This window comes from Rhodococcus sp. 14-2470-1b (assembly GCF_002259415.1).
Taxonomy (GTDB): Bacteria; Actinomycetota; Actinomycetes; order Mycobacteriales; family Mycobacteriaceae; genus Rhodococcoides.
Genome location: NZ_NPFY01000032.1, coordinates 1 through 24,327, shown reverse-complemented (window position 1 = coordinate 24,327; position 24,327 = coordinate 1). Strand labels below are relative to the sequence as shown.

At 63.3% G+C, this 24,327-nt stretch carries 22 protein-coding genes, 1 tRNA gene and 1 rRNA gene; 2 read left to right on the top strand and 22 right to left on the bottom strand.

Annotation, left to right across the window (positions count from 1 at the left end; genetic code table 11):
• Nucleotides 1-552 precede the first annotated feature (552 nt).
• Nucleotides 553-1,155 (top strand): hypothetical protein, encoded by a 603-nt coding sequence (locus tag CH293_RS27970; RefSeq protein ID WP_141217211.1) that lies wholly within the window; start codon nt 553-555, stop codon nt 1,153-1,155.
• Between the two features lie 104 nt (nt 1,156-1,259).
• On the opposite strand, the gene CH293_RS22545 is transcribed toward CH293_RS27970, so the two are convergent.
• From CH293_RS22545 to CH293_RS22535, 3 genes are read right to left on the bottom strand one after another with little or no spacing between them, the layout of a single operon-like run.
• Nucleotides 1,260-2,378 (bottom strand): hypothetical protein, encoded by a 1,119-nt coding sequence (locus CH293_RS22545; protein WP_080733804.1) that lies wholly within the window; start codon nt 2,376-2,378, stop codon nt 1,260-1,262.
• Nucleotides 2,375-3,040, bottom strand: a complete 666-nt coding sequence (locus tag CH293_RS28825; protein ID WP_094721542.1) for a metallophosphoesterase — start codon at nt 3,038-3,040, stop codon at nt 2,375-2,377. The genes CH293_RS22545 and CH293_RS28825 overlap by 4 nt, the downstream gene beginning before the upstream one ends.
• Nucleotides 3,041-3,047: 7 nt before the next feature.
• Nucleotides 3,048-3,845: a nucleotidyltransferase domain-containing protein gene (locus CH293_RS22535; protein ID WP_094721541.1), complete on the bottom strand. Its 798-nt coding sequence runs from the start codon at nt 3,843-3,845 to the stop codon at nt 3,048-3,050.
• A gap of 867 nt (nt 3,846-4,712) precedes the next feature.
• On the opposite strand from CH293_RS22535, the gene CH293_RS22530 reads away from it, so the two are divergent.
• Nucleotides 4,713-5,636: a DUF1942 domain-containing protein gene (locus CH293_RS22530; RefSeq protein ID WP_052067858.1), complete on the top strand. Its 924-nt coding sequence runs from the start codon at nt 4,713-4,715 to the stop codon at nt 5,634-5,636.
• A 345-nt stretch (nt 5,637-5,981) separates the two neighbouring features.
• Here the strand turns inward: CH293_RS22530 and CH293_RS22525 are convergent.
• The 19 genes from CH293_RS22525 to rrf form a co-directional block, all read right to left on the bottom strand.
• Nucleotides 5,982-6,055 (bottom strand) — tRNA-Pro (locus CH293_RS22525).
• An 81-nt stretch (nt 6,056-6,136) separates the two neighbouring features.
• Nucleotides 6,137-7,582 carry a ribosome biogenesis GTPase Der gene (gene der / locus CH293_RS22520; protein ID WP_037112674.1) on the bottom strand — a complete coding sequence of 482 codons (1,446 nt, stop codon included), beginning with the start codon at nt 7,580-7,582 and terminating at the stop codon, nt 6,137-6,139.
• Nucleotides 7,579-8,277, bottom strand: a complete 699-nt coding sequence (gene cmk, locus CH293_RS22515; RefSeq protein ID WP_094721540.1) for a (d)CMP kinase — start codon at nt 8,275-8,277, stop codon at nt 7,579-7,581. The genes der and cmk overlap by 4 nt, the downstream gene beginning before the upstream one ends.
• On the bottom strand, nt 8,277-9,380 hold the full coding sequence (locus tag CH293_RS22510; RefSeq protein WP_080733069.1) for a pseudouridine synthase: 1,104 nt from the start codon (nt 9,378-9,380) through the stop codon (nt 8,277-8,279). Before CH293_RS22510 ends, cmk begins: the two co-directional genes overlap by 1 nt.
• A gap of 11 nt (nt 9,381-9,391) precedes the next feature.
• Nucleotides 9,392-10,075: an SMC-Scp complex subunit ScpB gene (scpB, locus tag CH293_RS22505; protein ID WP_019667871.1), complete on the bottom strand. Its 684-nt coding sequence runs from the start codon at nt 10,073-10,075 to the stop codon at nt 9,392-9,394.
• The gene (locus tag CH293_RS22500) at nt 10,068-10,907 is read right to left on the bottom strand and encodes a ScpA family protein (RefSeq protein WP_037112677.1); all 840 of its coding nucleotides are present in this window, start codon (nt 10,905-10,907) and stop codon (nt 10,068-10,070) included. The genes scpB and CH293_RS22500 overlap by 8 nt, the downstream gene beginning before the upstream one ends.
• A 3-nt stretch (nt 10,908-10,910) precedes the next feature.
• The gene (locus CH293_RS22495; RefSeq protein ID WP_052083076.1) at nt 10,911-11,762 is read right to left on the bottom strand and encodes a ParA family protein; all 852 of its coding nucleotides are present in this window, start codon (nt 11,760-11,762) and stop codon (nt 10,911-10,913) included.
• A gap of 345 nt (nt 11,763-12,107) precedes the next feature.
• A complete protein-coding gene (gene xerD, locus CH293_RS22490) occupies nt 12,108-13,022 on the bottom strand; it encodes a site-specific tyrosine recombinase XerD (RefSeq protein WP_094721538.1) in 915 nt (304 codons plus the stop codon).
• A gap of 7 nt (nt 13,023-13,029) precedes the next feature.
• Nucleotides 13,030-13,686, bottom strand: coding sequence for an NUDIX hydrolase (locus CH293_RS22485; RefSeq protein WP_037112682.1), 657 nt, complete (start codon nt 13,684-13,686; stop codon nt 13,030-13,032).
• Complete coding sequence (locus tag CH293_RS22480; RefSeq protein ID WP_037112683.1) at nt 13,683-15,428, bottom strand: CTP synthase; 1,746 nt, start codon at nt 15,426-15,428, stop codon at nt 13,683-13,685. Before CH293_RS22480 ends, CH293_RS22485 begins: the two co-directional genes overlap by 4 nt.
• A gap of 152 nt (nt 15,429-15,580) precedes the next feature.
• Entirely contained in the window at nt 15,581-16,525 is a 945-nt protein-coding gene (locus CH293_RS22475) for a copper transporter (protein WP_141216858.1), read from the bottom strand.
• Nucleotides 16,522-17,706, bottom strand: a complete 1,185-nt coding sequence (gene steA / locus CH293_RS22470; RefSeq protein WP_094721543.1) for a putative cytokinetic ring protein SteA — start codon at nt 17,704-17,706, stop codon at nt 16,522-16,524. Before steA ends, CH293_RS22475 begins: the two co-directional genes overlap by 4 nt.
• A gap of 254 nt (nt 17,707-17,960) precedes the next feature.
• Nucleotides 17,961-19,727, bottom strand: a complete 1,767-nt coding sequence (recN, locus tag CH293_RS22465; protein WP_170945328.1) for a DNA repair protein RecN — start codon at nt 19,725-19,727, stop codon at nt 17,961-17,963.
• Between the two features lie 2 nt (nt 19,728-19,729).
• Nucleotides 19,730-20,686 (bottom strand): NAD kinase, encoded by a 957-nt coding sequence (locus tag CH293_RS22460; RefSeq protein ID WP_037112688.1) that lies wholly within the window; start codon nt 20,684-20,686, stop codon nt 19,730-19,732.
• Nucleotides 20,683-21,510 (bottom strand): TlyA family RNA methyltransferase, encoded by an 828-nt coding sequence (locus CH293_RS22455; RefSeq protein WP_037112690.1) that lies wholly within the window; start codon nt 21,508-21,510, stop codon nt 20,683-20,685. The genes CH293_RS22460 and CH293_RS22455 overlap by 4 nt, the downstream gene beginning before the upstream one ends.
• A 1-nt stretch (nt 21,511) precedes the next feature.
• The gene (locus tag CH293_RS22450) at nt 21,512-21,727 is read right to left on the bottom strand and encodes a hypothetical protein (protein ID WP_037112692.1); all 216 of its coding nucleotides are present in this window, start codon (nt 21,725-21,727) and stop codon (nt 21,512-21,514) included.
• 58 nt (nt 21,728-21,785) lie between these two features.
• Entirely contained in the window at nt 21,786-22,802 is a 1,017-nt protein-coding gene (locus CH293_RS22445) for an HAD-IIA family hydrolase (RefSeq protein ID WP_094721537.1), read from the bottom strand.
• On the bottom strand, nt 22,799-23,692 hold the full coding sequence (locus tag CH293_RS22440; protein WP_080733070.1) for a hypothetical protein: 894 nt from the start codon (nt 23,690-23,692) through the stop codon (nt 22,799-22,801). Before CH293_RS22440 ends, CH293_RS22445 begins: the two co-directional genes overlap by 4 nt.
• A gap of 539 nt (nt 23,693-24,231) precedes the next feature.
• Nucleotides 24,232-24,327: ribosomal RNA gene (gene rrf, locus CH293_RS22435) — 5S ribosomal RNA — on the bottom strand; the annotation flags it as partial.

The following is a 24,327-nucleotide window of genomic DNA, read 5'->3' as shown; positions in this document are numbered from 1 at the left end:
GCACCCACACCCACCAACCGGTGGACGGCTGCGAGATCGACTGAAATCAATCACACCGTGGCTCTAGAACGCGGTGGTCCGACTATCGGGGACCTGCCAGTAGTGACACTCTCGCGGCACGCAAACGAAAAAGGCGGCCCCGGATTTCTCCGGAACCGCCTCTGACCTGCACTTATGTGTCGGGCTGACAGGATTTGAACCTGCGACCACTTGACCCCCAGCTAGACTGGTCATACTTCGTTGGTCCCACCCGGACCCACCGCATAGCCTCTGAGCAGGCCTTTTCATCCATATCGGTTCACGCGGATCCACCCCCAGTTGCATGGAGTAGTGACACGCTCGCGGCACGCTCGAATACCGATCGATCCTTGCGAATCCACGTAAGTGCTCCGAACACCAGAAGGGTCCAACGCCGCGAAAAGTGACTGAACATCGACCCACTGGCTAATCGCGGAGCATGTCGGTACCCCCAAGTATTTTTGCCGTATGCGAGGACGTTGGTCAGGATCTGCACGCGGGCGATACTTCAGAGGTGATAGCTGTCCTGCATGCGTGGGCGACCAGCCGCGGTCCTCACGTCTCGAAGCGCAAATTTTCGACTTGCTGAATTTTGTTCTCGGAGGCGGCGAGCAAGATCTGAAGCTGCCGAGCGACGGGAGAATGCATTTGGACATGCGTTTCCGCTTGGCAAGCGGTGTCACGATCGGACTGGAGTATGACGGAGCGTACTGGCACGCAGGCAACGAAGCCGCAGACCAAAGAAAGGCCCACAGAGTTGTCGCAGACGGAATCGCGGATCTGGTAGTGCGTATCCGCGAAGAACCGCTTGCCGCGCTGTCTCCCTATGATGTCATGATTCGGCACAAAGAATCGGCACCGACAGTAGTCATCGCTACACTTCTGCACCTAGTTCACATGGATGTGTTGGACGCGAAAACCGCGGACCATATCTCTGCAATATTGGTGACGTCTCGTACGGCACCGCGCTTCGAGAGCATTACATGTGACGAGTGCTGGCTTCTCGATGGTTCGATCCGGCATGCCGAATACGGGTATCGGCGGAATGAAATTAAGCGGCGGCGCGCAGCTCGTCGGGTCGCCGAGAAGACAGTCCTTCGAGCAAACCAACGTCCCCCATGGTTTGACGAAGCATGACTGGAACTCCTCTGCGAACGCTTTCGGCATGGTGAACACCCTTCCACCGTGAGGAGCGATCCTCACAGATCAGATGTCAACCAAACCTGGGGCAGTCCCAACGGTCATCGATCGATAATCTTTACCGTTACTGCGAGACCAGCCGCTGAGGACTGCCTACTTAAATCCGACTCCAGCCCTCGAGGGTTCATGAGTCGACCCTCATGATCGAATACTACACATATCAGATGGCCGACCCGATCGTCTTTAGCGTAACGGTCACGATCGATGATAAGTTCATCGGCTAGCGACTTCGGGCTCATGGAGTCACGGCTTTTCTTGACTTCAATCGCAACCTGGAAGTCCGGCAGAATAAAGTCGATTCGCGTAGAACCACCCGCATACTCGGGTGTCGCAGTCTCTTCGCGGACGTCCTCAAAGAAGATCACCAGAAGAGACCGGAGCAAGTCTTGGGTATCGTACTCGTCCGTCAAGTTAATGGTATCCCTCCCCTTATGACGGCGACTCAACGAACGTTCGACCAATAACATTCGCTGAGCGACGGTCAAGACAGTCTTCACTGCGTCAATGCGGCCGTCGGCGAAGAAGATGTCGCCAACACTCTCCTGCGTGGCGAGATCGCCATTTAGCAACAAGCGTGTCAGCCTCGCGACGGCACGAGCCTTCTCTGACGTCGAACGCTGTACTGCTGCGAAGTCACCACCCGCAGCCCTTTCCGGTTCCTCGGCACCCTTGAGCCAGTAGCGTTGACTCAATTTGTTAAGTGCGGCAAGGTTTTGAAGTTTAGGGTGAGGCGCATAAGCCTCGCCGTAGAGGTCTTCGATCGCTGAGTCAAGATCCATCATTCGAGCCTGAGGCAAGACCGCTGAGGGGCTCTCACCAATTAGCCAGTGGTACCTAGCGGCGATTGCCGCGAACCCGTAGTCGGCGTTATTCATGTTCCAATGGACGACTCTAACGTCCTGGTGCGCGCCAAGCCATTCATAGAATGAGTCGAGGAGTAGCCTCTCACGCGCCTCTAGATCGTCCCCCTTGAAGTCAGCAAGGCTGAACGAAACAGTACTGAGGTCTCCGAGGTCAACCACCGAAATGCAGTTCACCTCAACAGGTCGATCCTTCGCCAGGTAGAAGTTTCCTGAAGCATAATGAATTATAGCGATTGACTCGCCCTGATTGAATGCCTCGCGGAGTGAGGCCAACTCTGCCTGAACTTTGCTATTCACTGCACCCCATAATAATTGAATTGACGTTCCGGCCAGTCGAGAACACTTAGGGGTGCACCAGGGATAGTTCCACAACCAGTATCGACGCAAATGTAACGTTCCGACACGAATGGACTACTTCCTCTCTGGGCATAGTGACCAGAGACCACAATCTTTGGGAGATCCGCGCTACCGGGCCCAAACAACTCAGGGTGGCTTCCGAGAACTAGCTGGTCAAGACTGCGATCGTTGGGGTCTGTCGGCGGAACACCGCAGTGCGAAACGATAAGGCCGTCATCTTCATAGTAGTAGAGGAGGTCCTCAAGCAGCTTTACGTGCGCAAGGGGCATGGTAGCGAGCAGGGCCGAGTGAGGGTCTTCCTCGACGGCACCGGTGTATGAGTTAATCGTCGCGAGCCCACCCATCCGCGCGAATGGAGCTAGTTCGCCGCTAGCAATATATCGCAAAAGTGCATAATCGTGATTTCCCATTAGAGCAGTCGCTTGCCCGTCCCCTAGCGCGTCAGCGACAAGTTCGAGAACCTCAGCCGATCTGGTGCCTCGATTCACATAGTCGCCAACCAACACCACATGTCGGCGCCCCAAACAGGCGTCTAGTGCGGCTCTTAACTCCGAGGCCTGGCCGTGCACGTCTCCGATAATTGCGAGCGGCTGCTGTTCCATAGAATCATCACCACGGGACCAACGCGAGACCGACGTAGTCGACCTCACTGGCACCGAAGAGCACGTTTACCAAAAGAGCCGAGGCGTGTGGGAACGCTTCCGCAAGGTGAAGCGCTCGCGCCTGGAGTTCGTCGGCCGTCGTGAGGGTGGCCTCGCGATCACAACCAAGCACACTCGCTGTGGCACACGCGAGGAGGTCAAGGTCCGCTTCACTGAATGATGGTGCGCGCTTCAACGCGACTGCGCGCATTACTCTATCGTCACCGTTATTTGCGGCGGCCAGCCCAATATCGAAGTCCAAACGATCGGCTTCGGCACCATCCAGGTACAGAGCGGTTCGAAGCAGGTATACACCCAACCTTCCGAGAGACTGACCATGAGAGGCAAACAAGTCGGGACCTACGTTAAGTACTGACGCGGCGGCTCGGATCTGCTGGCGCTGGGCCTCGAAATCTTTCATCGGAGTGTATGCCGAGAGAACACGCGCTAGTACGCCCGTCGTATCCTCAAGGACTACCCCTTCGGTCCTGAGGTGCAGTATGAATAAGCTTGACGTCTGAGCCATCGCATGTAGCTGGGCTGGTGTGTAGGCCGTGATTGCTACCCTTCCAGCGCTGTAGGCACCGGCACCTTCTTTGACGACGGCAAGGACGTCGACATCAGAATCAATATCTGCGGAACCGCGGGCCTGGCTGCCGTACACCATCAGGGCTAGATACTGGCCGGCGACGGCCGCGATGCTCTCGCGAACAAGCTCCGCCGGCAGAGACCGTACGGTCTCCGTTATGAGCGCTTCTGGCGACATGGGACAACCTTAACGCGACCCGCCGACAGATTTCGTGGACTCCTACAGTCCAGCACCACCCAACCGACGTCGCGAGGAACAGTCCGCCGGGGATCGACACGCCGAGAACGAGTACCGGCAATAACGCGACCCGCCTTACCCACACGGCATCTCGCGAGCCTCGCCCCACAATGGCCACGCCCCGGGTACCTTTCGCGACCCCGCGTGACTTGCGGGTGCGCAGCCCTCTGCCCGACCGCCAGACCACCATCTTCACAGCTCAATCGCGCAATTACAGCGCCTGCTGGACGACGTCGCCGTCATCGGCGCCGCCGCCACCACCGCACTCAACATTATGCGAGAAGGGCCGAGCATGCACCGCCGCTCCCACTGCCCGCAGCTCGTCGCGGCCGCACTCGACCTCCCGGCAGCGCAGTAGCAGTCCGGCTGGTCTTCGATGGCTACAGCCTTGGTCTGAAACGACGGAGACCGCTCCCGGTCAACGACTGGCCGAACGGCCTGGGCTCTGTCATGGAAATGCAGGAAAAACGCCGACCATGCATCGAATACACACGCAGCGAATGGTCGTGGCGACAACCGATTCGGAGAGTAACGATCCACCCGCGCCGCGGTCAAAGACGCGACAGCCGACCGATAACCGCACATGTCAGTCCCAATTTTCCCGCAGACAAGTTGACCCGGCTCTGTTAGCGGGCCGCAAAACGGTGAACCTGCACGCATACTCCATTCCGTCACCTACCATCAGCGGTCCGACGCCAGAAAACTCGATGCCAGCTGCATGACACCGTCTAGAGCTCAGATGTAACGCCCGACATCGCACGCAGATATGTGATCGGCAACCCATCGACACAGAAACGGGACGCATCAATGACGCGCAAGTACACCGGAGCATCGTGGCTCCTCGTCCCCGCCATCACCGCGCTCGTGCTGACAGGCTGCAGCAGCACCAACGGCGTCCCAACAGCGGAAAGCAGCACCAGAACCGAGGTGCGCACCGCGCCGCCGACCGATGCGGCGGTTCCGATCGGAGCCGCACAGGATGTCACCGACGGCGACGTCACGACTCGCATCACCGTCCAAACTCTCACCCCAGCACTAGGGTCGAAGTACGGCCTCCCCGCCGCCGGTGAACTGCAGCAGATCACAGTCACATTGGAAGGCATCCGAGGGACCACAAACGTCAATCCCCTCTACTTCACCGCCAGGGCGGCCGACGGCACCTCCTACGACGCAGCTCTCGGGACCGTCGACGGGCAACTATCGACAGCAACCGTCACATCGGGCGACCTCCTCAAAGGAGTCGTCGCCTTCGATGTCACCGGACCGCCGATTGCATCCATTCGCTACAACGGTGCCCTCGGAGACGAGTTAGCGAAGTGGGTCGGACAGTCAGCAGGATCTGCGCCACTGGCAGCCCCCTCGTCATCCACCGCAGCTACGCCGTCGACCGGATCGGCGAGAGGCGACCTAGGCCTTGCCTCTACCATGTCAGTCCCGTCGTGTGACGGCACAGGAATCGTCGTGCTGTATTCAGCCACAAATCCCAATAGCTACGCGCAAGAGGTCGCCGCGCAACTCCTCGCCAATCCAGGTTCGCAGTATCTGCGCACCGACAACGCATGTCCGTCGCTTCGACAAGCCACTACCGACGGAAACCCAATTTATGCCGTCTACCGCATCGCCGGCACTACCGAACCCGAGGTGTGCGCCGCCGTCGCGGCATCCGGCGGCGACTCGTACGGAAAATGGCTCGACACCACCACGGACCCGAGCTACATCATCCCGTGCTGAAGCCGAACGCCGACCGGTAGCACCCGCCGCATAGGCAGTGCGCCGCCATCGGATCTGGACGCAACTAAAACCGAAGCCACCTTTTAAGTCCGAGTGTCAACTCGACACGGACTCCTCCGGACTACGCAGCTACTTGACAGCGAACCAGCTGGATCAAGTAGCTTCGTCCGCTCAGGTCCATTCGATCGACGCACGCAAATATCCGGACACCAGTGGACCCGTCTGGACACCGCCTAAGCACCAAGTTCGACGGTGTCAGAAACGAGTAGTGACACTCCCGCGGCACGCACACAAAAAAGACGGCCCCGGATTTCTCCGAAACCGCCTCTGACCTGCATCTATGTGTCGGGCTGACAGGATTTGAACCTGCGACCACTTGACCCCCAGTCAAGTGCGCTACCAAGCTGCGCCACAGCCCGCCGCGCCGGTTAAGGCGCTCGATGAGATTACCCCAGCCCCACCCCTGACACGAAATCGGCTGGTCAGGGGTGGGCGGAGATCTATCGGCGGTTGTTGCCCTTGCCCGGCCGTTCGCGCTTTTCGCGGATACGGACCGAGACACGGACGGGGCTGCCGTCGAAGCCGAACTCTTCACGCAGACGCCGCTCGATGAACCGGCGGTAGCCGGCCTCGAGGAAGCCTGTGGTGAACAGAACGAATGTCGGCGGACGGGTGGTCGCCTGGGTGGCGAACATGATTCTCGGCAGACGCCCACCACGCATCGGCGGGGGCGTCGCGGCGACGACCTCCTTGAGCCAGTTGTTGAGCCTGCCGGTGGGGATTCGCTTGTCCCAGGACTCGAGAGCCGTCTCGAGGGCAGGAACAAGCTTCTGCACGGCCCTGCCGGTGTGCGCGGAGATGTTGACACGCTGCGCCCACGGCACCCGAGCGAGATCGCGATCGATCTCCTTCTCCAACTGCAGTCGACGGTCCTCGTCCACGAGGTCCCACTTGTTGAACGCCAGCACGAGCGCACGGCCCGCGTCGGCGACCATCGACAGAACACGCAGATCCTGCTCCGAGATGACCTGTGACGAGTCGATGAGCAGGATTGCGACCTCGGCGGCCTCGATGGCCGATTTCGTCCGCAGCGACGCATAGAACTCGGCGCCGCTGGCATGGCTGACTCGCTTACGCAGACCGGCCGTGTCGACGAAACGCCATGTCTTACCACCCAATTCGACGAGCGAGTCGACGGGGTCGACGGTGGTGCCTGCAACGTCGTGTACTACGGATCGCTCGTCGCCGGACAGCTTGTTGATCAGCGACGACTTGCCGACGTTGGGTTTACCGACCAAGGCAACTCGTCTCGGACCGCCGCCGGGAATACCTTCGCGGGGCGTCTCCGGGAGCGCTTCGAGAACGCGATCGAGCAGATCGCCGGTGCCGCGGCCGTGCGTCGCCGACACCGCATTCGGTTCGCCGAGGCCGAGCGACCACAGCGACGCGACCTCGGACTCGGTGCGTCCGTCGTCGACCTTGTTGGCCACCAGCAGCACCGGAGTCTTCGAGCGGCGCAGCACACGCGCAACCGCTTCGTCGGTCGTCGTCGACCCGACGCGTGCGTCGACGACGAGCAAAATCGCGTCAGCGGTGTTCATCGCCAACTCGGCCTGGCGCGCAACGGACTGTTGCAGTCCCTTGGCGTCGGGCTCCCACCCGCCGGTGTCCTGCACCAGGAACCGACGTCCGGCCCAGTTGGCCTCGTAGGATACTCGGTCTCGCGTGACGCCGGGGATGTCCTCGACAACTGCTTCGCGTCGGCCGATGATGCGGTTGACCAGCGTCGATTTTCCGACGTTCGGTCGCCCGACCACTGCCAGGGTCGGCACGGCAACGGCTTCTTCGCCCTCGGCGAACTCGTCACCGTCGAGGAACTCCCACTCCCCCTCGTCACTCCAGGTGCCGTCGCCTGCAGCCTCGGCTGCGTACAAATCCTCGGTCACTGCTTCACTCCAGTTCTGTCGTGCACAACCTGGAGCAACGCGTCGATGACGCCGTCCATGCCCAGATCGCTGGTATCCACGATCACGGAATCCTCGGCAGGCCGCAACGGAGATACGGCGCGAGTGGAATCCGCGTGATCGCGGCGTTGGACGTCGGCGAGCACGGCCTCGTAGTCGTCGACTCGTCCCTGAGAGATGTTCTGTTTGTTGCGCCGATCCGCCCGTGCTTCCGGCGACGCCGTCAGGAAGACCTTGACGTCGGCGTCGGTCAACACGACGGTCCCGATGTCGCGACCCTCCACGACGATCCGCGGAAACGACGCCGAGATGTCGCGCTGCTTCTGCACCAGGAGCTCACGCACCCGAGGAACGGCCGACACGGCCGAGACCGCCTTGGTGACGGCCTCGCCTCGGATCTCCTCCGAGACGTCCTCACCTGCAAGAGTGACTGCCTCCGCCGCGGGGTCGGTGCCGATGTCCAGAGGAAGCGTCGCGACGACGTCGGCCACCTTCTCCGAATCCGTCGGATCGATTCCGGCGCGCAGCACCCACACCGTCGCCACGCGGTACATCGCACCGGTGTCGAGGTACCGAGCGTCGAGTTCCGTGGCGAGCTTGCGCGAGACCGTCGACTTACCGGTTCCCGACGGCCCGTCCATGGCAATGACCAGGCCGTCGATGCCGAGATCGTCCATCACAGACCGACCGACTCGTAGAGCTTGCCGACCTCGCCGCGTCCCAGCACACGCAACGTGCCGGGACGCTGGTCGCCGAGAGCAACGTTGCCGACGTCGGTGCGCACGAGGCGACCGACCGGGAATCCGACCGAGTCGAACAGGCGCCTGACGATGTGCTTGCGGCCCTCGTGCAGGGTGACGCGCACGAGTGACAGGCCGTTGGAGATGTCGAGGAGCGCGAACCCGTCGACCTTCACCGGACCGTCGTCGAGGGTGACACCGGCTTTGAGCTTCTTGCCCAGATCTCGCGGGATCGCGCCGAACAACGTTGCCAGGTAGGTCTTCGACACCTCGTACGACGGATGCATCAGGCGGTGAGCAAGATCACCGTCGTTGGTGAAGAGCAGAAGCCCCTCGGTATCGGCATCGAGACGTCCGACGTGGAACAGTCGCTGCCCTGCCTGCACCCGCTCGGAGACGATGTCGCCGACGCACGGGCGTCCCAGATCGTCGGACATGGTGCACTGCCATCCACGCGGTTTGTTCATCGCGAGGTGAACGAGTTCTTCCTTCACCACAATGCGTGTGCCGTCGACGCGGACGATCGCGACGTCCGGATCGATCCGGATTCCCTGCTCGGTGACGATGCGGCCGTCGACCTCGACGCGACCGTCGGCGATCAGTTCTTCGGCAGCCCGGCGCGATGCGACACCGGCCTGAGCGAGCACCTTCTGCAGACGCACACCCTCACCGCGCGGGACGTGACGCCGCTTGGCGTCGGGTTCGATGTACTGGTGCTTCGCGGGCTTCGCGTTGGAAATGGTGGTCGACGGAGCCTGCTTCTTCTGCGGCTTCGGTGGCTTGGGCCGAGAGGGCTTCTTGCGCGGCACGGCGTCGTTGCTGCGATCGTTGATGCCGTTGTCGACCGGCTTGTTCTCGAAGGGTTTGCGCTGGTCGACGCCTTTGCGCGGGACTGCCTTGCGGGGCCCTCCGGCGCGGGGTGCATCCTCCCTGCGTCGGTTCTCGCGCGGATCCTCCGACCGTCCGGTCGTCGGCTTCCTACGCGGAGCCTGTCGTTTGTTCCTGTCCGGTGTGCCATCACGGCGAGCGGGCTTGTTCACTTCTTTACCTATCAGTCGTCCGAGTCGAGCTCGGCTACCGGATCGGGTTTCGATCCGCGGTTCTTGGTGGAGCGGGTAACTCTCGGGTCGGTATCCATGCTGTCACTGATCTCGTCGATCAGGTCCACTCCCGGCAACAACGGCGCCAGCGGTGGCAGATCCGTGAGCGAAGCCAGACCGAGCCGTTCGAGGAACAACTCGGTTGTGGAGTACATGGTTGCGTTCGATTCCGGATCCACTCCAGCTTCCGAAATCAGTCCGCGAGCGAGCAACGTGCGCATCACTCCGTCGACGTTGACCCCTCGCACGGCGCTGACTCGCGCGCGGGTCAACGGTTGACGATATGCGATAACGGCGAGAGTCTCCAATGCCGCGCGTGTGAGCTTGGACCGAGCGCCGTCGAGAAGCAGCCTCTCCACGTACGGCGCGTACACCGTGCGCGTGTAGAAACGCCAGCCGTCACCGGCGTATCGGAGATCGATTCCGCTGCGGCGTTCGGTCAGATCCGCGGACATCCTCTGCAGAATCGGCTTCACGCGTCCGACATCGCTCCCGACGGCCGACGCCAACTGCTCGTTCGATGCAGGCGAATCCACCACCAGCAGGACGGCCTCCAGAGCCGAGACGAGCGTGGCGTCGTCCAGCTCGTCCGTCTCCTCCGCAGACTCCACGTCGAGCGGCTGTTGCTCATCCATAATCCACCGCCGAGACCAGAACCTGCCCCGACTTCTCCTTACCCGTCCACGTCACCAACAGCTCACCCAACGGCTCGGGCTGCTCGAACGCCAGAACCTGCTCGCGAAACAACTCGAGCAGCGCGAGGAACCGCGCGACGATCTCCACGGTGTGTTCGCACCCCTCGGTCAGCTCCGAGAACGGCGTCCATGCGCCCTCGCCTTTGCTCGCCAGCCGTTCCATGACCCACTTCGCCTGCTCGGGAACCGACACCGAGTGCTGGTGAATGTGATCGAGACCGACCTTCGGGATCGGCTTCGGACGGAAGGCAGCCGCCGCGATGTCCGCGAATCGAGCTGCATCGACGCCCAACAGCACCTCGGGGATCAAGTCTGTGTAGCGGTCCTCCACGGACACCGACCGCGGATACCGGCGCAGGGCCGCTGCCTCGAGCTCGCCGAAGAGCTGAGCAACCTGCTTGTACGCCCGATACTGCAACAACCGCGCGAACAGAAGATCGCGCACTTCGAGAAGAGCAAGATCCTCGGCGTCCTCGACGTCACCCGACGGCAGCAGCCTCGCCGCCTTCAGATCCAGCAGAGTCGCCGCGACGACCAGAAACTCAGTCGTCTGATCGAGGCCCATCTCCTTGCCCAGGCTCTTGGTGAAGGAGATGAAATCGTCGGTGACGGTGTGCAGCGCGACTTCGGTGACGTCCAGGCGATGCTGACTGATCAGCGTGAGCAGGAGATCGAACGGCCCCTCGAAGTTGAGCAGCCGAACACGAAAACGCGACGGGTCCTCGTTCTCGGGTACTTCGATCGGCGTGGTCTCGGTGGCGGTGTCGGTCATCGGTTACGGACCGGAACGGTAGATGACCTCACGGGCCAACGACCGATAGGCTTGTGCACCAGATGATTTGGGCGCCCACGTAGTGATCGGCTCGCCGGCGACGGACGTCTCGGGGAACCGGACCGTCCGAGTGATCACTGTGTCGTAGACGACGTCGCCGAACACCTCGACGACACGAGTCATGACCTCACGCGAATGCAGCGTCCTCGCGTCGAACATCGTCACCACGATGCCGGCGAGCTTCAGCCGCGGATTCAGCCTGTCGCGCACCTTCTCGACGGTGTCGTTGAGCAGCGCGAGACCGCGCAGGCTGAAGTACTCGCACTCCATCGGAATCAGCACCTCGTCGGCGCACGTCAGTGCGTTGACGGTAAGCAGACCCAGGGACGGCTGGCAGTCGATGAGCACGTAGTCGTATCGATCGAGCACCGGGTGCAGAACCCGACCGAGCGTCTGCTCGCGGCCCACCTCGGTCACCAATTGAATTTCCGCGGCGGACAGGTCGATGTTGCTCGGCAGAAGATCCAGATTCTCCACCCGCGTACGCATCAGGACGTCGTCCGCGGAGATCTTCGGCTCGACGAGCAGGTTGTACACAGTGAGATCCAACTCGTGGTGCGCGACGCCGAGGCCGGCCGACAATGCACCCTGCGGGTCGAGATCGACGAGCAGGACACGCCTGCCGTAGGCGGCAAGCGACGCACCCAGGTTGATCGTCGACGTCGTCTTGCCGACGCCGCCCTTTTGATTGCACATCGCGATGATCTTCGCGGGACCGTGCTTGGCCAAAGGCTGGGGATCGGGAACTTCCCTGGTCTTACGACCGGTGGGGCCTAATTCGGTTGCCGCAGGAATGGTTTCTCTCGTCTCACGGCTGGTGTCGGGCTGACGCGTATGGAACAACGCGCCGTCGTTGTGCGGATGCTGGGGCGTGAGGCCGTCGGGAGTGGCCTCGTAGCTTCGATACGACGAGTCACTCGCCGGAGCCGAGTGCGTGGCCGGTGCCGGCGGAGCTGGAGGCGTAGGGGTCGCCTCTTCCCAGGTCTTCTCCGAGCCAGACTCCGCCGCTGGCGGCCACGGTGTCGACACGTCTCCAGCGCTCCCCTGTCCGTTCGTACTTTTCGATTCTTCCTTCGCGACTGCTGTCCAACGCTACCGCGTGCTCGGTCGACACCTTCGCCGGACACGCGCAAAAGCACGTCACCGGGAGCGTGGATGCGCCTCCGCCCACACTTCACGAAGCGTGTTGACGGTGACCAGGGTGTAGATCTGCGTCGTCGTCACCGATGAGTGCCCGAGAAGCTCCTGAACGACGCGCACATCCGCACCACCGTCCAGCAGGTGCGTCGCGAACGAATGCCGCAATGTGTGCGGGGAGACCGCGGTGGCGATACCCGCCCGTTCCGCCGCCGTGTGCAGCACCTGCCATGCACTCTGCCGTGACAACCGACCGCTCCGAGCATTGAGAAACAGCGCAGGAGTCGCCTTCTTGGCCAGCGCCGGGCGACCCCGCACGAGATACGCGTCGACGGCGTCGACCGCCGGACGGCCGATCGGTACGACGCGCTGCTTGTCGCCCTTGCCGCGCAGAAGTACCGCACGGTTGTCGGTGTCGATGTCGTCGACGTCGAGACCCACGGCTTCCGAGATACGAGCGCCCGTCGAGTAGAGCAACTCGAGTAGCGCCTTGTCCCGCAGCCCTCTCGGAGCGTCAGGACCGCCCGTCGTCGCAGCGTCGAGAATCGCGATGACCTGATCCAGCGGAAGCGACTTGGGGAGACGACGACTGGGCGTCGGCGGCTTGACCGCGCTCGCCACGTCGACGCGGGTGAAGCCTTCGAGTGCCGCGAACTTGTGCAGCCCGCGGACCGCGATGAGGGTGCGCGCGGCCGAACTCGCAGCGAGAGGTGGAAACTCGTCTCCCCCACGTCGGAGCTCGATGACGAACGCGGTGACGTCGTGTTCGCCGACGGCTCCGAGATCGTCGATGTGATGCCCGGACAGGAAGGCCTCGTACCGCCGAAGATCCCGGCGGTACGAGGACAGAGTGTTCTTCGCAGCACCGCGCTCGACCTCGAGGTGATCGAGATACGCGGATATCTGCTTCGCCAGCACCCCTGACCTATCCGTGAGAACGCTTCCGCAGCTCGAAGGTCGTCGGAAGATCCGGCCACGGGGCGTCGGCGGGCCGCAGCGGCGTCGACCCAGCCCTGGACGCTGCCAAGGCGAGGATCCCCGATACCGCGGAGGCGTTGATGAACTCGCCGGACAGGGCGCGTTGGACGGCTTCGGTCAGCGGGACGAATTGCAATACCAGGTCGGCTTCTTCGTCCCGTGCTTCCGGACGGTCCACCTCGGACAGATCCTCCGCGAGGAAGATCCGCACACACTCGTCGGTGAAGCCTGGCGACGCCGTCACGTCGACGAGCACCGACCACGTGTCCGCGGCAAGACCGGTCTCCTCGGCCAGTTCGCGCTTGGCAGCGTCGACAGGTGGCTCGTCGAGCTCGTCGAGCAGACCGGCAGGCAGCTCCCACAGGCGCCGACCGATCGGGTGACGGTACTGCTCGATCATCGCCACGCGGCCGGACGAGTCGAGTGCCACGATCGCCACAGCGCCGTGATGCTCGACGACCTCACGCTCGGCCACACGTCCGCCCGGCATCTCGACCTGGTCGAGCCGAAGCGCCAGAATTGCACCCTCGTACACGGTTTTGGTTGCGACGGTGGTGAACTCGTGGCGCCCCTGCGGACCCGAGCCGGATTCCGAAGTGGTCATCCGACGCTTTCGGTAGTGGCACCGGACACCGGGAACTCGGAATCCTTGGTGGCCTCTTCACCGTGCACATCCACCGGAAGGCGCTCGGCGGCCTTGTACTTCAACGCCGCATTGATCAGTGCCGCGAAAAGCGGATGCGGACGCGTCGGGCGGCTCTTGAGCTCGGGGTGAGCCTGCGTACCGACGAAGAACGGATGCACCGACGCGGGCAGCTCGACGAACTCCACGAGGTGGCCGTCGGGCGAAGTCCCACTGAACACCAAGCCGCTCTTGGAGATTCGGTCACGGTAGGTGTTGTTGACCTCGTAGCGATGACGGTGACGCTCGGACACCTCCGTCGAACCGTACGCACCGGCCACGACAGATCCCTTGTTCAACTTCGCCGGGTAGGCACCCAGACGCATCGTGCCACCGAGATCGGCCTCACCGGCGACAGCATCCTCCTGGTCCGCCATCGTCGAGATGACGGCGTACTTCGTGTCCGGCTCGAACTCGGCCGAATTGGCGTCGGTCAAGCCCACCGAGCGAGCCGCCTCGATGACCATGCACTGCAACCCGAGGCACAACCCCAACAGCGGAACCTTGCGGGTCCGCGCGAACTCGATGGCTCCGAGCTTTCCTTCGATACCGCGAATACCGAACCCACCGGGAATCAGCACTGCATCGACGTCACCCAACGCAGCCTGCGCACCGGCCGGCGTCGAGCATTCGTCGGACGGCACCCACTTGATCTCGACCTTCGACCGATGCGCGAAACCACCGGCGCGAAGCGCCTCGGTGACCGACAGATAAGCGTCGGGAAGATCGACGTACTTTCCGACTAGGCCGACGCGAACCGTCTCGCGGGGCTCGTGAACACGCTCGAGGAGCCCGCCCCACACCGTCCAATCGACGTCACGGAACGGAAGCCCGAGTTTACGGACCACGTACGCGTCCAGACCCTCTTTGTGGAGGACCTTGGGAATGTCGTAGATCGACGGAGCGTCGGGAGTGGAGATGCAGCCGTCGACATCGACGTCGCACATCAGCGCGATCTTGTTCTTGAGACCCGGAGGGACCTCGCGATCGCACCGCAGGATCAACGCATCCGGCTGAATACCGATGCTGCGCAGCGCTGCGACCGAGTGCTGCGTCGGCTTCGTCTTCAGCTCACCCGACGGGGCAAGAAACGGAACCAGCGAGACATGCAGGAAGAAGACGTTCTCGCGACCGACGTCGTGACGGACCTGGCGCGCGGCTTCGAGGAATGGCTGAGACTCGATATCGCCGACCGTGCCGCCGATCTCGGTGATGACGACGTCGGGCTGATGCCCCTGCAGATCCGGGCCGTTCATCGCGAGGATGCGGCTCTTGATCTCGTCGGTGATGTGCGGGATGACCTGAACCGTGTCGCCCAGGTACTCACCGCGACGTTCCTTGGCTATGACCGCCGAATAGACCTGACCGGTGGTGACGTTCGCGAACCCCGAAAGATCGCGATCGAGGAACCGCTCGTAGTGGCCGACGTCGAGGTCCGTCTCCGCGCCGTCCTCGGTCACGAAGACCTCGCCGTGCTGGAACGGATTCATGGTGCCCGGATCCACGTTGAGGTAGGGATCGAGCTTCTGCATGGTGACGCGAAGGCCACGTGCGGTCAGTAGCTGCCCGAGGCTCGACGCCGTGAGGCCCTTGCCGAGCGAAGACGCGACGCCTCCGCTGACGAAGATGTGCTTGGTGTCAGATCGCGACTGAAGGCGTGACAATGATGCTCCCGTGACCAATCTGCAGGGCTTGCTCCTGCCAGAGAGCTGGCAAGAGAGGTACTACGTCCATAATGGGCCTGCTACCCACGGGTCTTCACGGTAACACCACTACGGCCGTTCACGCGAACGACGCGCCACTTCTGTGCTGCGAGTTACCGCGCCGGAGCGCCCACCGTCACTGCCGTCGAATTGGCCCCGGTGCCGTACCGCCCCGCCGCACCGTCAAGTTGTTCCTGCAACGCGAGGGTTGTCGTGATGCGCCCTGCCTCTCGGTCGACGTTGTCGACCGTGCTCACACCCGTGGACAACGCCGAGTCGGCGCGCACGACCGCGACGGGCCCGTTCCCGTTCGCTGCTCCGGTGCGACCCGCCAGAACCGTGCCTGCTCCCCTGGCGTCGAGCCCGCCGGCGAACCTGGCGACGATCGCACCACGATTGCCGTCGCCGTCCTCGGAGCTACCTCCGGTGACGACGACAGCGAGCTGAGCTGGTGCAACGGCACCGTTGTCGTACGCAATGAACCCGCCACTGCGCAGCGTCTCCAGAGCCAGCGCCAACTCCTCGGGGGTGGACTGGGGCTCGGCGGTCTGCGCGTTCAGCAGTAACACCGAACCGAGCAGATCACCCGCCATGCTGCCCTGATCCACTGCGCCCGTGCGCAGTTGAATCCCTGCAGGCACCACGTTGGTCAGCCGCGTCCGTAGATCGTCACCGCTCGCAGCGGAGACGAACGAATCGGTGAGCGACACCCGGCCCGTCACCGCGGCGCCGGACGCCTCGATGGACCGCGTCACGCCGTCGACGTCACCCGGGTCCGCGTCGGGAGTGGTGATGACGACGACGCTCCTGTCGAGCAACGCGTCGCGCACGACGCGACCGGACACCGCAGCATCGAAACCGTCCGCGGAGTTGAGCTGCTCACCGAGCTGATTGTTGGTGTCCTGCAGCGTACCGACCTCGTTCTCGAGGTCGGTCTTGTCGTCGCGCAGACCCGAGACGAGGCCGCTCGACAGCAACCCGGAACCGAGAACCACTCCGATCGCGAGAGCAACGAAGATCGCCGCGATCGAAATGGCATGTTGACGCATCGAAATCACGCGAGCAGCCCCTGAACCCACGTCGCGAACTGGTTCCAGAGGTTCACAGCCCAATCGAGCACGTCGCCGCCCATGTTGGACACCACCAGAGCGACGATCACCGCAACCAGAGCCGCAAGAATCAGCAGAGCGATGGCCCCGCCGGAGACGCGACTGCGATACAGAGTCGCAACGGCTTTGGCGTCCACCAACTTCGCGCCCACCTTCAGTCGGGTCATGAAGGCCGCGGGATTGGTGTTGCGACGACCGCGGTCGAAGAACTCGTCCAGACTTGCCGGGCTACCGACGGTGACGATCAACGACGCCCCGTGGTGGTCGGCCAGCAGCAGTGCCAGATCGGCAGGCGCGCCCGTCGCCGGGAACGTCATCGCGCCGATGCCCAGATCCTGGATACGCTCGAGACCATTGGCATGACCGTCCGAATCGGCAGGAAGGACCACCTCTGCGCCGGACTTCAGCGTCTGCGCGGTGATCTCCTCCGGATCGCCGACGATCAAATCCGGGCGGTGTCCCGCCTTCATCGCGGTGTCCGCGCCGGCTCCGACGCCGATGATGATCGGCTGATACTCCTTGATGAACGGCTTGAGATTCTTCAAATCCTCGGCGTGGCCTGGACCGTCGGCCACCACGACGACATGGCGATCCTGCAACACGATGTCGATATCCGGCACACCGACACCGTCGATCAGCAGCGGACTCTCGGTGCGGATGAACTCGATCGTGTTGCCCGAGAACGCCTCGAGATGGTCGACCAGTCCGGTCTTGGCCTCGATCATCCGATCGGAGATCTCGGCTTCGCTCTGCTCCTCACCTTTGGCGAGGCGGCGGTCGCCGGTGTAGACGCCACCATCGTTCAAGCGGATCTTCGACCCGTCCTTGATCTTCTTGAACACCTCGGCGCCGGCCGAGTCGATCAGGGTGATGCCGTTCGCGACGATCACCTCGGGTCCGAGATTGGGATACCTACCCGAGATCGACGGGGAGGCATTGACGACCGCCAGCACACCCGCCGAGACGAGCGCGTCTGCCGTCAACCTGTCCAGGTCGAGCTCGTCGAGCACGACGATGTCCCCTGGACCGACGCGTTTCAGCAGCTTGGCAGTGTTGCGATCGACCCGGGCGATACCACTGATTCCGGGCAGCGAATCCTGATTGCGTGACAGCAGAGCCGGCATCTTCATGGGATCCATGATGACGCCGACGACACGCCCGACGGTGGAGGCGCGCCGAACCAATTACCACACTGGTCACATCTGCACCAGCAGGAGTGGAGCCTGCAGGAATGACCGGGTGGCAGGAGTGGAGCCTGCAGGAATGACCGGGAGGCAGGAGTGGAGCCTGCAGGAACGACCCGGAGGCAGGAGTGGAGCCTGCAGGAACGACCCGGAGGCAGGAGTGGAGCCTGCAGGAATGACCGGGACCGGGCTTGCGGCGGTTATTTTTCTCGGTCGGCGCGGGCGGTGGCGAGCAGCTCTTCTGCGTGAGCGCGACCGGTTTCGGTGTCGTCCAGACCGGCCAGCATTCTGGCCAGCTCGACGACCCTTTCCGACGAGGACAGCGTTTTCACGCCGCTGTTGGCGGCGCCCTTCTTCGAGTCCGCTTTGTCGACCACCAGATGTGTGTCGGCGAAGGCGGCTACCTGAGGCAGGTGGGTGACGACGATGACCTGGTGTGTCCTCGCCAGGCGAGCAAGCCGCCGTCCGACCTCGACCGCTGCCCGACCGCCGACACCGGCATCGACTTCGTCGAAGACCATGGTGGCGCCCTTGTCGGACCCCGCCAACACGACCTCGAGCGCCAACATCACGCGGGACAGTTCGCCGCCCGAGGCACTCTTGCTGATTGGCAGCGCCTGGGCACCGTCGTGCGCGGACAGTTTGAATTCGACCTCGTCGACACCGCTTGCACCGGCATGGAGCTCGGTACCGTCGACCGACAGCGGCGCGGTGTCCTGGGGGCCGGCGGGGATCGTGCGCAGATCGAGCTGCAATTTGGCCTTGCCCATCGCCAGGCCCGCCAGCTCCGCACTGACTGCTTTGGCCAGCTTGGAGGCTGCCCTTGCTCGCGCAGCCGTCAGTTTGCTCGCCGCCGCGGACACATCGACCGCAGCGGAATCGACCTTCGCGGACAACTCGGACAGAGCGTCGGCCGACACATCGATCTTGGACAGACGATCACGCGCCTCGTCGGCCCACGCGATGACACCGTCGACATCCGCTGCGTACTTCCGAGTCAACGACTTCAGCTCGGACTGACGGTTGAGCATCGTCTCGAGCGCGGACGGATCGGACGGTAGGTCGGAAAGGTAGCTCGTGATGTCCGCGCCGATATCGGTGACCAACGCCAACGCGTCGTTCACTCGCGGCAGCAGATCGGTCAACGTGGTGTCGTCCGTCTGTTCCAGCCTTGTTCTGGCCTCGCCCAGCAGATGAAGAGCCGAAATGCCGTCGCCGACGTCGTCCGCGGCCCCCACCAACGCTGCGCCGGCGCCTTCAGCGGCTTCGCGCAGCGAATCCAGGTCGCCGAGCCTTCGCACGTCGGAGGCAATGGTGACGTCCTCGCCCATCTCAGGCGCGATGGCATCGATCTCCTGCAGGCCGAACTGCAACCGGTCGGCTTCCTGTGCCAGTTCGCGGCTGCGCTCGGTGCGGTCGATCAGTTCGGTTCTGGCAGCTAGCCACTCGGTACGTGCGGTGCGATATTTCTTCAGCGGCGTGGCGACCGAGTCACCTGCGAACCGGTCGAGCGCATCGAGCTGACGGTCTGCTCGGAGCAGCCGCAACTGATCGTTCTGGCCGTGGACGGTCAGCAGCGAATCGGTGAAGCCGGACAGGATTGCTGCCGGCACACTTCTGCCGCCGAGGTGGGCACGCGAGCGTCCGTCCGCGTTGACGGTCCGCAGCGCGATGATGGAGTCGTCTTCATCGCGCTGCGCCCCGGCCGATTCGAGCACACGCTCGACCTCGTCGACGACCTGTGCCGACGCGGTTTCGGTGCTGAACCTGCCCTCGACGACAGCACGATCGGCGCCGAGGCGCACCCTGCCTGCGTCGGCGCGGGCGCCGGACAACAAGTGCAGGCTCGTGACGACCATTGTCTTGCCCGCACCCGTTTCACCGGTCAGGACAGTGAGGCCTTCGTGGAACTGTGCGCTTGCAGTTGAAATGACTCCGAGGCTGTCGATTCGAATCTCTTCGAGCATGCTTACCTCGCTCTCCCCCGCCATCCTGATGTAGGTAGCGCAAACTTGGTGACCATCCGATCGGCGAACGGCGCCGAGTCCAGGCGAACCCATCGAATCGGCGTGCCCCCACGGATGACTTCGACGCGGCCGCCGGCAGGCAACTTCATGGTTCTGCGTCCATCACAGAACACCAGCGCGTCGTGCCCGGCGGCATCCGTTTCCACCGCGATGAACGACTCCGGACTGGTCACCAGAGGACGCGCGAACAACGCGTGCGCATTGCTGGGAATGACCAGAATCGCCTCCAACTCGGGCCACACCACCGGGCCGCCCGCCGAGAACGCGTAGGCCGTCGACCCCGTGGGCGTCGCGATCAGCACGCCGTCGCAGCCGAACGCGGAGACGGGACGGTCGTCGACCTCCAACACGACCTCGAGCACACCGAGGCGTGAACCGTTCTCGATACTGGCCTCGTTCAACGCCCAACCGCGCTCGACCACCTGGTCGCCGACGCGTATCGCGATGTCCAGCGTCATACGCGGCTCGACGCGGTACTCCCGACTCACCACTCGTGTGAGTACCTCTTCGAGATTGTCGGCCTCCGCTTCGGCAAGGAACCCGATACGTCCGAGATTGATCCCCAACACCGGAATGTCCGCGCTGCGCGCCAGTTCTGCAGCGCGCAGGAACGTGCCGTCTCCGCCCAGCACAAGCACCAGCTCGCAGCCCGCGGCGGCGTCGGGACCGAACTCGACGACCGAGAGTTCGAGGTCTGCACCGAGTGTCACGTCGGTACCGGTGGGACCGACTGCCTCGATGCGCGACGAATCAACCTCGTCCAACAACACGCGCAGGCGAATGCCCGCTTCACCCAGTACCTTCGCGACCCGCCTGGCGGTGTCCGCGATCTCGCGACGACCCGGATGAGCGACCAGCAAGACCTCGCGCACCGGAGTAGTCGCCGGAACGAAAGTCATTGTGGGCCCTCCTCGACCGCGCGTTCTACCAAGGCCTGCACATCGGCATCCGCAGCAGGTTTCTGCACGGACGAGTGCGATCGTAGCCACAAAAAATACTCGACGTTGCCCGAGGGACCGGGAAGCGGACTCGCCGTCACGTCCCGTAGCGACAAGTTCAGCTCGGCAGCTGCTCGCGCCACGTCGACGACCGTCTCGATGCGCAGCTGCGGATCACGAACGACACCGCCGGATCCGACGCGGTCCTTGCCGACCTCGAACTGCGGCTTCACCATCAGCGCCAGGTCCGCGTCGGGCGCAGTGCACGCCACGAACGCAGGCAACACCAGTTTGAGCGAGATGAACGACAGATCCGCAACCACGACCTCGACACGACCGTCGATGGTGTCCGCATCGATGGAACGCACGTTGGTTCTATCGACGACGTGAACCCGCTCGTCGGACTGCAGGCGCCACACGAGTTGGCCGTACCCGACGTCGACCGCGACCACTTCCTTCGCGTTCTTGCTCAGCAGCACATCGGTGAACCCGCCCGTCGATGCCCCTGCATCGAGGCACCGTTTGCCCGCGACCGAGAAGCCACCTCGTTCGAACACCTCCAGCGCCCCGAGCAGCTTGTGCGCGCCTCGAGACGCCCACTGAGTTTCGTTCTCGGTTTCGGACACCAGCAGCGGCGTTCCGGCCTCCACAGCAGTAGCGGGCTTCGTCGCGACCGTCCCTGCGATCTTCACTCGCCCGCCGGCAATCAGCTCCACCGCGTGTTCTCGCGAACGCGCCAAGCCTCGACGAACGAGCTCGGCGTCGACGCGTGCGCGCCGTGCCACGTCAGCTCTTGTCCACGGAGGAGAGCGCATGCACGAGAACATCATGCGCACGTCCGAGGATCTGCGCCTGCACGTTCAGATCCATCGGGGCGTCACCCTCGTCCGGAAGCCGGTCCAGCAAAGCGTCGACTTCAGACACGACCTCGCTCGGGTCGACATCGGGGGTCGCTGAGTCCTGCGGGCGGTGCTGCCCTGGAAGTGGAATCGACGTGCTCATCGACGCTAACGCTATCGGATAGGTCCGACGTGTGTCCGAGCGCCCGACGCCGGATCGGTTACGTCAGCAGTCGAGCAAGCGCGTCTGTCCCGGCCCCGTCGACCTTTACGGTGGTCCACGCTCGGTCCGAGCGATACGCCGCATCAGCAGCAGTCAGGAGTCCGTCCAGAGGGTCCGGCGCGCCGGCTCCCACATACGTCACGACGAGCAGGCCGTCTTCGACGCCAGCAGACCATCCGTCCTTCGTTCCGACCCGAGACCTTTCGGAGGAGACATTCAGGACGTCCAGATCGAAGCCGATGTGAGTCGGCCTCTGCGACGGTTCAGCACGCACCGCATCCAACGCGCTGCTGACACCGGTCAGGACCAGTAGTGACGGAATGCCTATCGTGCACGCCCCGGCGATGTCGGTGTCCAGCCTGTCGCCGACGACAAGCGGGCTTCTAGCCTCACTCAAACGAATGGCGTCCTGCATGATGGGCGCCGCCGGCTTACCCGCTACCAACGGTTCACTACCGGTCGCAGTACGAACGGCAGCCACCATCGAACCGTTGCCGGGCGCAAGGCCTCGCTCCGTCGGCAGGGTCGCGTCGGTGTTGGTGGCCACCCATACGGCACCTCCACGAATGGCGAACGCGGCTTCGGCAAGCATGCCCCAATCCGTTGCCGGATTGTGCCCCTGGACAACGGCAGCAGGCTCACCCTCTGATCGGCGAACAGGACTCAGACCGACCAGCGAAATCTCCGCCGACAAGGCGTCCGTGCCGACCACGACAACGGTCGAACCGGCAGGGACACGCTCCGCCAGTATCCGAGCAGCGACCTGCGCACTCGTCACCACGAACTCTTCGGACGTGTCGAACCCGAGCTCCACCAGATGATGCGCGACGTCCGCCGGCGACCTGCTCGCATTGTTGGTCACGAAGTACTGCTTCTCGCCGCTCCCTGAGTGCTCCGAGGCACCGCGGAGGTACTCGACCGCTCCAGAAATTGGATCGTTGCCCTGATAGACGGTGCCGTCCAGATCGAGCAACAGAACGTCGTGCTGAGACCTCAGAACCGAATCGGTGGTCACTGCCCGGACAACTCCTCGACACGCTCCTCGGCGTCTGTTTCTCCATCGACGTCGGCAGCAGCGGCATTGAGGAACCACTTGACGCCCTCGTCGACGCGTCCAGCTGCAACCAAAGCATCGGCGTACACGTAGAACAAGCGAGCAGCTGCGGTACCCGACCGCGATGCATCCAGATCAGGAGTCTGCAATGTCACGACGGCCTGGTCGAACTGACTCAGATCCATACGCGCACCGGCCACGACGATGCGGAGTTCCGACGCCGCCTCACCGGTCAGCTCCCGTGCTTCATCGCTTCGACCGAGTTCGATAGCGCGCTCAGGGCGACCCAGCCCTCGCTCACAATCCGCCATCACGGCGAGATGCCCCGGCCCTCCAGCCATACGCCGAGCGGCACGCAGCTCGGACAGAGCCTCGGCCCACTCACCCGCGTGGTACGCCGTCACACCCGCGGTCTCGCGGACCACGGCGATTCGTCCTGCTCGCTGACGGGCAGCACGAGCGTGCTGTAGCGCAAGCTGCGGATCATCGTCGAGCAGCCGACTCGCCATCACGAGGTGCCGTGCAACGGCAGTCGCATTGTTCTTGTCGAGACTCAGCAGATCACGACGGATCGCCGGCTCGAGCTGACCCGCCTCGACCTCGTCGGGCAGATCCGGCTCCTCCGGACGCGGCGGACGCCTGTCCGCGGGTCCGCTTGCCCTGCGATCACCCGAGAATCCGCCTTCACCGCCCCGACGACGAGGAGGCCCGTCGGACCTACCTCCGCCGCCCTCGCCTCGACGAGGATTGCCTGAACGGCCTGCGCCACCACCGGAACGGCCCCGCGAGTCGTTCGAGCGAGGGTTTCCGTCACCACGGAAGGAGCGGCGGTCGTTGCTGTCTTCCGGCACAACGGGTCCTTTCGATAAAGAGTTCAAGCTCTGCGTCGGTGAACCGACTCTGTCATCCAAACAGAGAGTCGGCTCAAAACTGAAAAAAGCAGACCCCAGGTGTGGGTTACGCAACTGAATACGCCCGCCGACCAGAACCAATGAGCATCCGCCCACAGTGCTTCGGACCTCTGGTTTCGTACTGGGCCTCCGGGTTCAAGGGGTCGATTCACCCTCGTGTTGTGTCCATATTCGGGGGGTGGGGTGTCGGTGATGGACGCTCGCCGTTGTGTCGGGTGCACGGCCAGGTGCTAGCACCTGGGTGAGCGTCTGGCACATGGGTGTGCGTCTGTGTCTCTGACTGGCGGAGGGGTGGTGGATTCACCCTCCTGTTGTGCGTGTGGTGGTGGTGTCAGCGCACATTCGGGGGGTGTTTTTGCGGTGGGTGTGTGCTCGACCGGTGTCGACTGGTGTCCGAGGGGGATGCACGGTGGAGTGTTTTTGTTGGGGAATGCAGAACACCCCCGAACCGTGTGGTTCGGGGGTGTTCTGGAAAGTGTGTTCGGCGGTGTCCTACTCTCCCACACCCTGTCGGGTGCAGTACCATCGGCGCTGGAGGGCTTAGCTTCCGGGTTCGGAATGGGACCGGGCGTTTC

What these genes read in the sequence shown, in the direction of transcription:
- steA (WP_094721543.1), bottom strand. Translation starts at nt 17,706, where the DNA reads ATGAAGATGCCGGCTCTGCTGTCACGCAATCAGGATTCGCTGCCCGGA.
- CH293_RS28825 (WP_094721542.1), bottom strand. Translation starts at nt 3,040, where the DNA reads ATGGAACAGCAGCCGCTCGCAATTATCGGAGACGTGCACGGCCAGGCC.
- recN (WP_170945328.1), bottom strand. Translation starts at nt 19,727, where the DNA reads ATGCTCGAAGAGATTCGAATCGACAGCCTCGGAGTCATTTCAACTGCA.
- scpB (WP_019667871.1), bottom strand. Translation starts at nt 10,075, where the DNA reads ATGGATGAGCAACAGCCGCTCGACGTGGAGTCTGCGGAGGAGACGGAC.
- CH293_RS22535 (WP_094721541.1), bottom strand. Translation starts at nt 3,845, where the DNA reads ATGTCGCCAGAAGCGCTCATAACGGAGACCGTACGGTCTCTGCCGGCG.
- CH293_RS22500 (WP_037112677.1), bottom strand. Translation starts at nt 10,907, where the DNA reads ATGACCGACACCGCCACCGAGACCACGCCGATCGAAGTACCCGAGAAC.
- CH293_RS22485 (WP_037112682.1), bottom strand. Translation starts at nt 13,686, where the DNA reads ATGACCACTTCGGAATCCGGCTCGGGTCCGCAGGGGCGCCACGAGTTC.
- CH293_RS22450 (WP_037112692.1), bottom strand. Translation starts at nt 21,727, where the DNA reads ATGAGCACGTCGATTCCACTTCCAGGGCAGCACCGCCCGCAGGACTCA.
- cmk (WP_094721540.1), bottom strand. Translation starts at nt 8,277, where the DNA reads ATGGACGATCTCGGCATCGACGGCCTGGTCATTGCCATGGACGGGCCG.
- CH293_RS22460 (WP_037112688.1), bottom strand. Translation starts at nt 20,686, where the DNA reads ATGACTTTCGTTCCGGCGACTACTCCGGTGCGCGAGGTCTTGCTGGTC.
- CH293_RS22530 (WP_052067858.1), top strand. Translation starts at nt 4,713, where the DNA reads ATGACGCGCAAGTACACCGGAGCATCGTGGCTCCTCGTCCCCGCCATC.